The sequence below is a fragment of the Eubacterium sp. MSJ-13 genome (assembly GCF_018918235.1).
Lineage (GTDB): Bacteria > Bacillota > Clostridia > Lachnospirales > Lachnospiraceae > Butyribacter.
This window is the reverse complement of the sequence record NZ_JAHLQE010000119.1, coordinates 1-13,886: the sequence shown is the minus strand read 5'-3', so window position 1 is coordinate 13,886 and position 13,886 is coordinate 1. Positions and strand designations below refer to the sequence as shown.

Below are 13,886 nucleotides of genomic sequence, written 5' to 3'. Positions count from 1 at the left end.
CCCCCACTTATTGCTCTACGCAATAGAAGTGGGGGACTTACTTGATAGTGTTAAATTAAAGGCTGACAGACAAAAGATTGCCAGATATAAAAAAACTTCCACAAAAATGTAAAGTGGAAGTTTTTTATTTTATAACACTATCAAGGTTTTTATTCTGCGAGATATTCTTCATAGATTTTTATAACATCGCTCATGGCTTTCGGTCCCGGAGCACCTATTGTATTTCTCTTATCCACGCAGGTTTCCATACTGATAGCATCGTAGATATCCTCCTCAAACACAGGACTTATGGCCTTATATTCATCCAGAGTCATCTCTCCGAGTGAGATATTTTTGTCGATGCAGTAAAGTACGAGCTGACCGATTATTCCGTGTGCATCCCTGAATGGAACGCCATGTTTTACAAGATAATCTGCTGCGTCGGTAGCGTTTGTAAATCCGCCTTCAGCACTTGCACGCATGCGGTCCTTATTAAATGTCATTGTATCGAGCATTCCGTTGAAAAGAACGATACATCCTTTTGTTGTGTCAATGGCATCAAAGACAAATTCTTTATCTTCCTGCATGTCTTTATTATATGCAAGTGAGAGACCTTTCATTGTTGTGAGAAGTGATGTAAGTGAGCCGTAAACTCTTCCTGTTTTACCGCGGACAAGCTCAGCGATATCAGGATTTTTCTTCTGCGGCATGATACTGCTGCCTGTTGAGTATGAATCATCAATTTCGATATATCTGTATTCATTTGTGTTCCAGATAATGATCTCCTCGCAGAAGCGGCTTAAATGCATCATAATGATTGACATCGCACATGAAAACTCGATAAGGTAATCCCTGTCGGAAACTGAATCCATGCTGTTTAATGTTGGTCCGTAGAATCCGAGAAGTTCGGCTGTACGCTCTCTGTTCAACGGGTATGTTGTGCCTGCGAGTGCACCTGAACCGAGAGGGCAGTAGTTCATACGTTCATATATATCTTTGAGGCGTGAGCGGTCTCTTTTAAACATCTCAAAATATGCACCCATATGATGAGCGAGAGTTATAGGCTGTGCCTTCTGCAGATGTGTAAATCCAGGCATGATAGTATCGATATTCTCTTTCATTATCTTTAAGAGACTTTCCAGAAGATTTTTTAAGAGTTTGTCCATCTCTAAGACTTCTTTTCTTGTGTATAGCTTCATGTCAAGGGCAACCTGATCGTTTCTGCTGCGGCCTGTATGGAGTTTCTTGCCTGCGTCGCCGACACGCTCGATAAGATGAGCTTCGACAAAGCTGTGTATATCTTCGTGCTCCTCATCGATGATGAGTTTGCCTGAACTTATATCCTCAAGGATAGATTTAAGACCTTTTATTATCGTATCTTTTTCATCATCAGAGATAATCTTTTGTTCAGCGAGCATAGTTACATGAGCTATACTGCCTGTGATATCTTCCTCATAAAATTTCTGGTCAAATGAGAGTGATGCATTGAAATTGTGCACGAGTTTGTTTGTTTCCTTTGTGAATCTTCCTCCCCAAAGTTTCATATTGCTTGTTCCTCCGTTTCGTAGAATAGTTATGTATCATATATAAAGTTTATAGATGCCTGTATCATTAAAATACCGAAATGGTCACACCATTTCGGTATTTGGTAATTTGTACAAGTTAAAGTGAGAAGTAAGCTGTTTAAGATAGTTATTAGTCCTCAGCTTCAGGCTCTCCGTCAGAAAACTCGATATAATCGTCATCAAAGTCGTCTGAATAATCATCAGGATCGAACTCTTCAAGGTAATCAGGTGTAAGGTATTTGTATACTGCATATGCTATACCTGCAACTGCTGCAACAGCACCGATGATCGCAAGAACAATAACGATAGTGTTTTTATTCTTCTCCTCAAGTTCCTTTTTGTGTAATAATTCTGATACTTTTGCTGCGTTGATCAGATCTTCAAATTTGTTGCTCATAATCCCCATCCTTTCTTCTTTTCAATTGATAATATAAAGTTTTATCATTAAGGCTATATACAAAAAGTTTCTGCCCTGCCTTACTCATATAGTATATCATATGATGAAAATGATATCTAGTAGTAACACGATTATTTTTTTTCAAGTTTTGCAAATGAGGCCATCATTTTGCGGGTGATTCCATTGTCAAATTCAACTGTGACCATATAGTCGCCTGAACGCTCTGTCATATCTTTTACGGTACCCTCTCCAAACTTGATATGTGAGACTCTGTCACCTGTCTTATAATCAGGTGTGTGAGAGGATGCTTTGGAGGATGTATTTCCAAAACCCTTTCTTATAAGGGGATTGTCAAGTAATCCTGCTTTCAAGTCGTTATGTTTCTGCTGTTTTACTTTATTCTCTGCAAGAGGGTTCCAATTTGTAGTATCAGGTTTTTTATAGGAAGGCGTCTGCTGCATCTTAGGTTGCGTCTTTAAAAAATCTGCTGCACTGTAGCTGCCGGCAGGCTTTGATGTGGACTGTGTAAACTGCTGTTTTGCTGGTCCTGACTGTTTGATAAGATAGCGTGGTATCTCATCAATAAAGCGTGACGGTCTGTAAAACTGCATTTCACCATTTCTGAATCTTGCTTTTGCACAGCTTATCGAGAGTTTTTTCTTTGCTCTTGTTATACCTACATAACAAAGGCGGCGTTCTTCTTCCATCTCCTCGGGATCATCACCGTTTACTGCCATATATCCCGGGAATATACCGTCTTCCATACCTACAAGATAGACATAAGGAAATTCAAGTCCTTTGGCACTGTGGAGTGTCATAAGAAGAACAAGATTATTGCCTTCGTCCACATTATCAATATCAGCGACAAGGGCTATTTCCTCAAGAAAACCGCTAAGAGTAGGTTCTTCATCATCACAACTTTCTATATAAGAAGCAATTTTATTAACAAGTTCTTCGATATTTTCTATACGGCTTCTTGCTTCCTCGGTATTTTCTTCTTCGAGAAGCCTTACATATCCTGTTTCATCTATGATTTCCTTTATAAGGTCATCGAGACCATAGCCATCCATCTGCATATTTCTCTTAAATGACTCGATGAGATTTACAAATGAATTTATTTTACCGCTGCTTCTTTTTATACCATCTATATAGTCACAGTTTTGTAATGCACCATAAAAACTCAATTCATGTTCAATGGCATAGGATGTTATGCGGTCGATAGTTGTAAGACCGATACCTCTTTTTGGAACATTGATTATTCTTTTTACAGAAATATCGTCAAGTCCGTTTTCTATAGTTCTAAGATATGCGAGCATATCCTTTATTTCCTTACGCTGATAGAAGTTTACTGCACCGACTATTCTGTAAGGAATGTTGTTTGTTACAAGCTTTTCCTCGAATATACGTGACTGTGCATTTGTTCTGTAAAGAATAGCAAAATCTTTGTAATCTGCCTGACCACTTTTCGTAACGGCGGCAATTGCAGCAGCAATTGAAGAAGCCTCATCATAATCTGAGTCAAACTGTGAAAGGTATATAAGGTCACCTTTTTCCTGCTCTGTCCAGAGTGACTTATCTTTTCTGACCTGATTATTTTTTATGACAGCATTAGCTGCATCAAGAATATTCTGTGTTGAACGGTAGTTTTCTTCAAGCTTTATAACCTCTGTTTCAGGATATGAATTTTCAAAGCTGAGGATATTTTTTATATTTGCTCCACGGAATCTGTAGATAGACTGGTCATCGTCACCAACTACGCATAGATTGTGTAATATTTCACCATTATCGCCTCTTGTGCTTGCAAGAAGATGGATAAGTCTGAACTGTGCGGTATTTGTATCCTGATACTCGTCTACCATTATATATTTGAACCTGTTCTGATAATACTCAAGAATATCCTGATTTTCCCTGAACAACTGCACTGTTTTACAGATAAGGTCATCAAAATCAAGGGCATTGGCGTCGTGGAGCCTGCGTTCATATTCTCTGTAAGCCCGTGCATAGATTTCTTTCTGGTAATCGCCCATAGCCATCTTTTCATATTCTTCGGGAGTGATAAGTTCATCTTTTGCAGAGGAGATTACACTCATAAAGGCTCTTTCCTTATACTTTTTAGGATCGAGATTAAGATATTTTATAATGTCACGCATAAGTGTTTTCTGGTCATCACCGTCATAGATAGTGAAACTTCGTGAGTAACCGAGAGCTTCGATGTTTCGTCTTAGGATTCGGACACATGTAGAATGAAATGTGCTGACCCATATATCATCAGCGTCTTCTGCGAGGAGTGATCTTACACGTTCACGCATCTCGCCTGCTGCCTTATTTGTAAATGTGAGTGCAAGGATATTCCAGGGTTTTACCCTGTATTCGTTTATCAAAAAGGCAATGCGGTGGGTTAAGACTCTTGTTTTGCCGGAACCGGCACCTGCAAGTATCAGGAGAGGTCCCTGAAAATGTTTTACGGCTTTTTCCTGTTCCGGATTTAAACCTTCTAATATATTCATTATTTTCCTCCATAATCATTGTCTGGCATATTACACCAGTGTGAACAGTGGCTTTTTAATTAAGATTGTCACGATATTTTTTTGCATTTTCAAATATTTTCATTAATTTGTCTGCATCACCTGAACTTACGGCATTTTTTGCATCTGTAAGTGTTTCAATATATTTTTCGAGAAAAGAGGTTATGGCATCAGGATTTGACAGGCAGATATTCTGCCACATTTCGGGTGATGATGATGAAATACGCGTTATATCCTTTAGGCCTCCGGCTGCAAGTCTGCTGTAGCTTCCGTCAGTATCCTCTTTTGCAACAGTATTTATAAGTGAAGCAGAGATAAGATGGGGAGCATGGCTTATAGCTGCCGTTATCCTGTCATGTGTTTCGTAATCCATTATCTCACAGCGTGAGCCGGCTGAGATAATGAAATTTTTAAGCCATAATGTATATTCTTCTGGTGTTTCGTCGGTTGGAGTAAGAATATAGTATGCATTTTTCAGATATGATGAATCTGAGTTAGCATAACCTGTCTTTTCGGAGCCTGTCATGGGATGTCCTCCGACAAAATGTCTTTTAATACCGAGCTTTTCTATGGCATGATGAATATTGCCCTTTACACTTCCAACATCTGTAATAATACATTTATCAGATATATATGGAGTAAGTTCTTTTAAATAAGCTATATTTGTAAGTACAGGTGCACACAAAAAAATTATGTCACACTTTGAAAAATCGCAGAGAGATGTACTTATTTCACTGAGAATACCATCATTTTTTGCTGCCTCAAGTTTTTTGTGTGGTTTTGTTTTGTAATAATTGTATGCGATTATATGAGAATCTGGATAGAGTTCTCTAAGAGCATGGGCAATGGAACCACCAATAAGTCCAAAGCCTACAAATCCAAAGTTTTTTAAGATAATTTGTTCAGTCATGATATAACCTTTCATAATAGTCCTGATTTCAGTATAAAATACAATACCGATAAATACATTATTTATTCTAAGCTAGTGAAAAAATCATGTCAACAAAAACCAATAAAACTTTACACCTATGTGAAAAAATAGTATTATACTATGGTGGAATCTTTTCGCAAAAAAGTATTTTACAGTTGATTTTTAGTTGGAGGAAAGTTATGAACACTTTACGCAGATATGTAAAAAATGCAAGGGATATATTCCGCATTATAATAGGTGCAGTGGGAAGTTATGTTGGAGTTGTTTCCAACATAATAGGTGCAATTATGGGAATCCTTGCATCAGTTATGGTGATTGGCGGAATCGTAGGTTTGTGTGTATACGTCAAAGTCCTGCCGATGTTTACAGAGGCAAGAGAGGAGGTATTTGACAAACTGGTTCATCTGAGTGAAGCTGATTTTGTCATGAAAGAAGATACAGTAGTATATGATTCCAAGGGCAAAAAGGTAGGCTCAGTAAATGCCGGAAGTTATAAGTATGTGAGTATAAATGATACATCACCATATATTTATGAAGGATATATCGCTGTTGAGGACAAGCGTTTTAAGACTCATGGAGGAGTAGATCTTGTTGCGACCATGAGAGCTGGTGTCTCTCTTTTAAGACACAATATGCAGATAACCCAGGGTGGAAGTACCATAACCCAGCAGGTTGTAAAGAATAATCTGCTCACTCAGAGCAAGAGTTATACAAGAAAGATAGCCGAAATACTACTTGCACCGACTATCGAGAGTAAATTTACAAAAGCACAGATAATGGAATTTTACTGTAACAGCAATTATTATGGAAACAAGTGTTACGGTGTAGGAGCAGCGAGCAGATATTATTTTGGAAAAGAATGTGCGGATCTTGAACCGCAGGAGGCAGCTATGCTCATAGGACTTTCAAATAGTCCGTCAGCGTACAATCCTGTACTGCATCCAAAGGCTGCTTTGAAAAAGAGGAACAGTGTGCTTAAAATAATGTGCAGGGAAGGTGTTATAACACCAAAGGAATACAAAGCATCTCTGAAAAAGAAATTAAATATTAAACAGTTATCTGAAGAAGGCGGGGACAATGAGACATATATTATAAGCTATGCGATTCATTGTGCGGCTGTCTCACTTATGGAAAAGGAAGATTTTAAATTCAAATATGTCTTCAGTTCAAAAGAAGAATACCAGAAATATAATAAAAATTATTCAAAAGTATATACTGAAAAAGTTGAAAATATCCGTTCAGGAGGATATAAGATATATACATCAGTAGATATGAAAAAACAGAAAAAACTACAGAAGTCAGTAGACGATGGACTTGCTTTTAATAAAGAAAAGGATAATGATACTGACAAATATGCGCTTCAGGGGGCAGCAGTCTGTATAAACAATGAGACTGGCTATGTGGAGGCTATAGTTGGAGGAAGAGGAAAAGATGATCAGTATAACAGGGCGTATCTTGCAGCCAGACAGTCGGGAAGTGCGATAAAACCTCTTATAGATTATACTCCGGGATTTGAATCAGGATTATATTCGCCGTCAACGATAGTAAATGACCATAAATTTACAAACGGACCGTCAAATGCAGGAGGCAGTTATCATGGAAATGTAAGGATAAGGGAGGCTGTTGCAAGGTCACTAAATACTGTTGCATGGCAGGTACTTGACAATATCACTGTTAAATATGGTCTTTCATTCCTTGATAAACTTCATTTTCGCAATATAAGCTATATAGACAATGACAATATGGCACTTTCACTCGGAGGTTTTACGGAAGGTGTGCGTGTTGTTGATATGGCAAAAGGATTTTCCACACTTGCAAACAATGGAAGTTTTAGCGACAGAACATGTGTGAAAAAGATAGAGCATGTATCGGATGGTATTGTGTATAAGAACAATAACGAAAAAGATCAGGTTTATTCAGAAGATGCGGCATGGATGATGACGGATGTTTTAAAAGGCGTATTTAATGAGGAGTATGGTACAGGACGCAAGTTAAAGCTTGATAACGGACAGATATGTGCAGGTAAGACAGGTACGACAAATTCAAGTAAGGATGTATGGTTCTGTGGGTACACAAAGTATTATACAACAGTTGTATGGGCAGGCTATGATACACCGAGGGCAATGCCAGGGGCATCAGGAGCGTCGATTCCGGGAGTTATTTGGAAAGATTACATGGATAAGATCCATAAAGGTTTAAAACCTCAGGATTTTACAATGCCGTCTACGATAAGTCTTGCAAAATATGACAGTGCTGGAAATATCATAGAGGGAACGGCTGTTACGGGCAGTAAGACAAGACCGGCAGGCATGGATTATTTCTCAAAAACTATCCTTGCTGAGAAGGCTGAGGATGTTCAGATACTTAAAGATAAGCAGTATCAGAAAAAAGTTCTTAAGGCACTCAAAAAATTTGAAAAGATGTATATAAAAGATATAGCGGACTATTATGATCTTGAAAATAACTATAAAGAACTAACAAATATGATTTCAAGCATTGTAGATGATGATGTCAGAACTGAGTATGCTATAAGGGCAAGAAACAAATACGATTCATTAAAAGATGAAACGGTTGATTGGAAAAAGGTTGTTAAGGCTTATGAGAAACAGCAGAAAGAAGAAAATGAAAGACTTGCAGAAAAGAAAAAGAATGATTCTGAAAGGGCGATAAACAACCAGATTTACAGAAACAGGATAAATCTTGCCAGAACAAGGATAAAGAGAATGCACGGATATGTCTATCAGCCGTCAAATATGCAGGTTCTCATAGACTCAGCAAAACAGGCACTTGATGCATGTAAAGGATATACAGAATATTCAAGCCTTAAAGCGATGTATGATGAATATAAGGCAGAACTTGAAAATCTTCCAACAAAGGCTGAGTATGATAGAAAAGGAACTGTGGTACCGACGGAGGAGCCGGTAGAGACAGAAACTCCAGAGGATAGTGAAGAATAGAGGAGGAATCAGAAAATAATATGGAAGAAAATAAAAATGATATTGACGAGCTTGTAAAAAGTATTGACTCCTCCTTTAAGGAGATGTCACTTAAGGATATTGTCGCTGCCCACGAAGATTATTTTGGGACAGGGGACATTGATTTTGATGATGATGATATAGCAGAAAAACAGAAGAACATTGAAAAAACGGAACCGGAAGAAAGTGATATTAAGGCAATCAAAGAGAAAAATGATGATGTTATTAGGCAGGCTCCTGAAGAAGATATAACTAATAATGAAAAAAATGATGAGGATATTTCGCAGGAGGATGCAATAAGGAAACTTTTGGGAAAAGAAAAAACGGATGCGCCTGAAGAAGATGTGTCAGAGGAAAAAAGTATGGAGACGGTGGCACAGCAGTATGCAGGCGATGTAGAAAAAAAAGAATCGACCCGTGAAGAAAAGATAAAAATGGCAGGGCGTATAGGAAATTGGTTTCAGACATTCTGTTATATGAGGATACCTGTAATAGGCTTTATATATATACTTGTACTTGCATTTAGTAAAAAAACTCCTGAAAGCAAAAAGGAATTTGCAAGAGGATATATTCTTTACAAAGTGCTTGTCTGGATATTGGCAGTCGTACTGTTATATTGTCTTTATAAAGTTGGTCTTGGATTTGTAGAAGGAATGTTATCATTTATTAAAGAATAGTGCACTAGTTATTTAGCTGAAAGTCAGAGATACAGCACACTACAAATAATAACGAAAGTTGGGATATTATGAATAAATGCAAAAATGTATGCATATTATTAGGAAGTCAGGATTTAGAGGGAAATACTGCTGCAATGTGTAAAAATGCAGCAGCATTTCTTGAGAATATGAAAATTAAATACAAGATTTATGATCTTTATAATGAAGAAATGGATTATGTACTTTTTGAGATTGTAAGATATGATGTTGTCATTATAGCAACGCCGATACATTCTTTTTATTGTAGTGATGCAGTAAAGGAGTTTATGGACATCGTATTTGAAGATGAGAGATTTTTAAGCGATGCAGAAGAAGACAGTGCACAGGTAAAATGTGGGATAATGGTCTCTCATGGATATGATGAGGCGTACGCAGCAGAGCCATTTGAAACAGGCTTTTCAAGGTGGTGCGAACATGTTGGACTTGATTATTATGGGAGTTTATCGATTAGAGATACAGGCGATAAGGAAGTATTCTCCAGGGCTGACAGTCTTAAAAAAATAGAAATGTTTGTAAGTGGCATCTGTGGAATTAGTGATGAAAAAACAGAATGGTATATTTCAGGTGAAAATTTTTACTTAACAGATGCATGCGAAAATAAAAAGACATTTGACAGACTGTTTAATCTGTACATGTATGAACTTTCTGCTTATGCGGAATGGATGGGGGAATGTATGACGGATGATGCGGTTTTTATTCCAGATAAACTTTCGGAATATTATGAGATGGAAGAAAAGAAACCATTTATAATAAAATATAAAGGCAGAACGGCAGGTCTTGTTGTATTTTTATTTCCTGACAGGAAAAAGGAACATGATGAAGCTGACTTTTATATAGAAGAAATATTTATTTTGAGAGCGTACAGGAAAAAGCATATTGCAGCGGGAATAATAAGGGAACTGTGGAAAAAAAATCATGGAATCTGTGCCGTGTGTGCATTAAAAAAGAATGAGGTTTCAGTAAAATTTTGGGATAAAATAATAGAAAACTCAGGATATGAATATACGGTTGAAGAGGAGGAAGATATATTTTTTTATAGAATAAATGTTAAATGATATACTAAAATTTATAAATGTAAAAATTAAGTTAAAAAAGTAATATACAACTTTAATTAAGCCGTTAAAATTCAGATTTTGATTTACAAAACTGATTGGGATATGATATAATAAATTGACTTTTATTTTATAAAGTCAAATAAAAAGGGGATTTAATATCTAAGGAGGCAAAATGAGAACAAATTTATTAAAAAGAGTAGGGGCAGTTTTATTAACAGCGGTAGTAACAGTAGGAAGCGTTTGGAGTGCACCTAATGAGAGTAAGGCAGCAGCAAATGATTATGTAAGTATTTACTCAAGTGGATGGGTAGAAGCAGGAGCATATGAGGAAAAGTCACATGAATTTAATGTAAGTGGTGATAAAAATACATATGCACTTATATATTCACCGGCAGTGGCTGCTGGAACGGTGACATATTATAAAGACGGGATATATGAGACGGTTGTTCCGATAAACACAGATGATTGGCAGTATTCGTCAACAACAGGATATTATTGCTGGGGAGATACATGGAAAGCGACAAGTGATGCTACATATAAAGCTGTGATATCGTTTGAATCGTCAACATATTATGACCTTGAGGTTTTATGTGATGCAGGTGAAAAAGCAGAGATAAGCAATACAAAACTTACAGTGACAGAAGGTTTTAGTCATAAGCTTTCAGTTACAAATGCGACTGGAAAAGTTAATTGGTCTACAAGTAATAAAAAGGTTGCAACGGTATCTTCAAGTGGACTTGTAAAAGCTAAGAAAAATGGTTCAGCTACTATTACTGCGACACTTTCAGACGGTACAAAGCTTACATGTAAGGTTTCGGTAAAGAAAAATGTATATTCAAAGAGTAAATTACCTGTATCATCTGTAACATATGGAAAAACAGGTGTTGATGTATATAAGATTTCTTATGACAAAAAAGGAAATCTTGTTATGAAAGCAAATATCCTTAATAATTCATATCATACTGATACAAAGATTAAAAATCTTAAGATTACAGTTAAAACACTTACTGGAAAGACAGTAGCAGTATATTCTGTAAAAAATAAAAAGATTAACATCAAAGCCGGCGGAAAGAAAGGTTTTACATTTACGGTAAATAAAAAGAATGTAAAGATTAAAAAAGCTGATTTAAGAAATATCAGTATACCTAAGACATCAGGAACAGTTATGTATAAAGCATTTTAGTATGTAGAAGTTAAGTTATACTATATGTATGATATAAGGTAGCTAAAATTAAATACATATAAAAAATAGAACTTCACTGTTTACAGAAAAATATCTGTAAGCGGTGAGGTTCTATTTATATATTGGGTTAAAAAGGCTTAAACAATGATAAAACTTAAATGTTTTTGTATAATTGTCAGCTATACGATTTCCTTCATGGTAATCTTAAGCATTTCATTAGAAATATTAAGGGCATGGTCACCGATACGCTCAAAGTCGGTGAGCATTTCGGAAAACAGAATACTTCCTTCGTCAGAGCAAAGTCCGGATTGTATTCTTTCATACATATTATTTCTAAACTGTACGGTCATATCGTCAATTTTTTGCTCCATACAGATGACATTTTCATGCCACTTTATTATATTATCAGGCTTTTGAAGAAGCATGTTCATTGTTTTATCGCATATATCCTTAATCTCATCAATTTCATAGCTGGCATTTTCTGAAAATATAATATTTTTTTCCTGTATCATTTTTGAGTAACCGGCAATATTTATGGCATGGTCGCTTATCCTCTCGATATTGCTCGTTATGGTGTAGAAAGAATTAAAAATCTGGCTGCCGGCTTTTGTGGCTTCGTGTGTAATGGCATTTGTTATGTAGCGGGATATTTCTTTGTTCAGAAAGTCAACATATTCCTCCCGTTTTTCAACATTCTCATATTTTTTTATATTACCGTGCATAAAAACATCAAATGCATCATGTATATTTTCTTTTGCCATTTCGGTCATTCGTGAAAGTTCATTTCGTATTCCTTCAATACAGATGACAGATATCATAGTGGTTTCAGTGTGTACATTTTTAGGGTCTAAAAGATATTTTACAAACATACCGTTTTCGTCCTGAACAGTATGTTTTGAATCTCTCAATATAAGAGAAGCTATTTTGGGGAGTAATGTTCCAACAGGAAGGAGCAGCAATGTTGTAACAATATTAAACAATGTGTGAAGATTTGCGATCTGTGCAGGGACGGCATTTGGCGTTATATTCTGTATTATGCTTATAAGAGGGGTGATAAGGCACAATATCGTAAATATTACAGTTCCAAAAACATTAAACATTATATGTATGAGCGTTGTCCTTTTTGCATTGGTATTTGTTCCTATAGATGCTAATAGTGCAGTTATACAGGTGCCGATATTTTGACCAAAAAGGATAAAAGCTGCGCTGTTAAGTCCTATAACACCGCTTGCGGCAAGTGCCTGAAGTATTCCTACAGAGGCCGAAGATGACTGTATTATTGCAGTGAATATCATACCCATGAGAATTCCGATAATAGGATTTTCAACCTTGGCGAGTATGTTTACGAATGTCGGCTGGTTTGCAAGAGGTTCCATAGCTGAACTCATCATGGTCATACCGATAAATAAAACTCCAAGCCCTGCGAGGATTTCACCGAAATGTTTAAGTTTTTCATTTTTCTGGAAAACAACTGCGGCAACGCCTATAAAAGCAAAAAGAGGTGCAATGGCTCCGACATCAAGGGCGATAAGCTGTCCGGTGATAGTCGTACCTATATTGGCACCCATTATTATCCATGTTGCCTGTTCAAGATTCATGATACCTGAATTTACAAAACCGACAACCATAACGGTTGTAGCTGATGAAGACTGTATTACAGCAGTGATAAGAGCACCTGTCAGTACCCCTATAATTCTATTTGATGTTATCTTTTTCATAATATCTCGCATCTGGTTTCTTGCGGCCTGTTCAAGTCCGTTGCTCATCATCTGCATTCCGTAAAGAAAAAGGGCAAGACCACCGAGTAAGCTCATTATATTTGTGAGACTCATATTGTATAATCCTCCTAAAATAAAGTACGCAAAATAAATTCAGTTTAACACTGAATTTTATAATATAAAAATTTTTTTGAAATTTTCAACAGAGTGAAGAATTTAGAGAATGTATAAATTTTTTTCTTGCCATCAGATTTGTGAATGTGAATGATAACTTGTTCTTTTAGAAATTTTATTATTATATAAAGATATTCAGAGCTTAGCAGTGAATATCCTAATAACATTAAAACAGGTATAATAAAAATAGAAAATTTAAAACCTTTCGATTGACTTTGGAAACGGTTTATAAGCTGGTTTATCTGAAATGATTCAGAGAAAACAAAAGTATCTGTCATGCAGAGAGAAAATGATTTATAGACTATATTATCAATATTCTCAGAATTATCTGCAGCAGATAAAACTTTTGAGTCAGCGGTATTGAGTGAAAGAAAGGAACAGCGGTTATTATTATATGACATAAATGATGTGTCATTTGTCAGTAATGAATCTGCACAAATCCCTGGAATAAGGAAAAAAAGTATGAGAACAAACTGTAATATAATTTTTTTCTTAAAACACATACCGGGAACTCCTTCCTAATACAAATGATACCTATCTGATTGTAGCATTTAAAAATTGTTTAGTCAATTTTTTGTTGTGTATGAAGTGAGTTATATTAGTGTAATAGACAAAGTCAAGCGGATATTCGCAATCCGCTTTGCTACTTGCTCATAACACTATTAGCT

10 protein-coding genes are annotated in these 13,886 nt (G+C 36.2%); 4 read left to right on the top strand and 6 right to left on the bottom strand.

Features of this window, described 5'->3' with window-relative positions; translation table 11 throughout:
• Nucleotides 1–149: 149 nt before the first annotated feature.
• The 4 genes from argH to KQI69_RS07570 all read right to left on the bottom strand — a co-directional run bounded on the left by argH (nt 150) and on the right by KQI69_RS07570 (nt 5,376).
• The gene (argH, locus tag KQI69_RS07585) at nt 150–1,523 is read right to left on the bottom strand and encodes an argininosuccinate lyase (RefSeq protein ID WP_216564758.1); all 1,374 of its coding nucleotides are present in this window, start codon (nt 1,521–1,523) and stop codon (nt 150–152) included.
• Nucleotides 1,524–1,674: 151 nt separating this feature from the next.
• Complete coding sequence (locus KQI69_RS07580) at nt 1,675–1,941, bottom strand: DUF4366 domain-containing protein (protein WP_371818775.1); 267 nt, start codon at nt 1,939–1,941, stop codon at nt 1,675–1,677.
• Between the two features lie 131 nt (nt 1,942–2,072).
• Nucleotides 2,073–4,448: an ATP-dependent helicase gene (locus KQI69_RS07575; RefSeq protein WP_216564756.1), complete on the bottom strand. Its 2,376-nt coding sequence runs from the start codon at nt 4,446–4,448 to the stop codon at nt 2,073–2,075.
• A gap of 55 nt (nt 4,449–4,503) precedes the next feature.
• Complete coding sequence (locus tag KQI69_RS07570; RefSeq protein WP_216564755.1) at nt 4,504–5,376, bottom strand: prephenate dehydrogenase/arogenate dehydrogenase family protein; 873 nt, start codon at nt 5,374–5,376, stop codon at nt 4,504–4,506.
• A gap of 200 nt (nt 5,377–5,576) precedes the next feature.
• On the opposite strand from KQI69_RS07570, the gene KQI69_RS07565 reads away from it, so the two are divergent.
• The 4 genes from KQI69_RS07565 to KQI69_RS07550 all read left to right on the top strand — a co-directional run bounded on the left by KQI69_RS07565 (nt 5,577) and on the right by KQI69_RS07550 (nt 11,326).
• The gene (locus tag KQI69_RS07565; protein ID WP_216564754.1) at nt 5,577–8,354 is read left to right on the top strand and encodes a transglycosylase domain-containing protein; all 2,778 of its coding nucleotides are present in this window, start codon (nt 5,577–5,579) and stop codon (nt 8,352–8,354) included.
• Nucleotides 8,355–8,374: 20 nt separating this feature from the next.
• A complete protein-coding gene (locus KQI69_RS07560) occupies nt 8,375–9,049 on the top strand; it encodes a hypothetical protein (protein ID WP_216564753.1) in 675 nt (224 codons plus the stop codon).
• Between the two features lie 68 nt (nt 9,050–9,117).
• Nucleotides 9,118–10,143 (top strand): GNAT family N-acetyltransferase, encoded by a 1,026-nt coding sequence (locus KQI69_RS07555; protein WP_216564752.1) that lies wholly within the window; start codon nt 9,118–9,120, stop codon nt 10,141–10,143.
• 172 nt (nt 10,144–10,315) lie between these two features.
• Nucleotides 10,316–11,326 carry an Ig-like domain-containing protein gene (locus KQI69_RS07550; protein WP_216564751.1) on the top strand — a complete coding sequence of 337 codons (1,011 nt, stop codon included), beginning with the start codon at nt 10,316–10,318 and terminating at the stop codon, nt 11,324–11,326.
• Between the two features lie 179 nt (nt 11,327–11,505).
• Here the strand turns inward: KQI69_RS07550 and KQI69_RS07545 are convergent, their stop codons facing one another.
• Together KQI69_RS07545 and KQI69_RS07540 are read right to left on the bottom strand one after the other, a co-directional pair.
• On the bottom strand, nt 11,506–13,158 hold the full coding sequence (locus KQI69_RS07545) for a Na/Pi cotransporter family protein (RefSeq protein ID WP_216564749.1): 1,653 nt from the start codon (nt 13,156–13,158) through the stop codon (nt 11,506–11,508).
• A 44-nt stretch (nt 13,159–13,202) separates the two neighbouring features.
• The gene (locus tag KQI69_RS07540) at nt 13,203–13,721 is read right to left on the bottom strand and encodes a hypothetical protein (protein ID WP_216564748.1); all 519 of its coding nucleotides are present in this window, start codon (nt 13,719–13,721) and stop codon (nt 13,203–13,205) included.
• Nucleotides 13,722–13,886 lie beyond the last annotated feature (165 nt).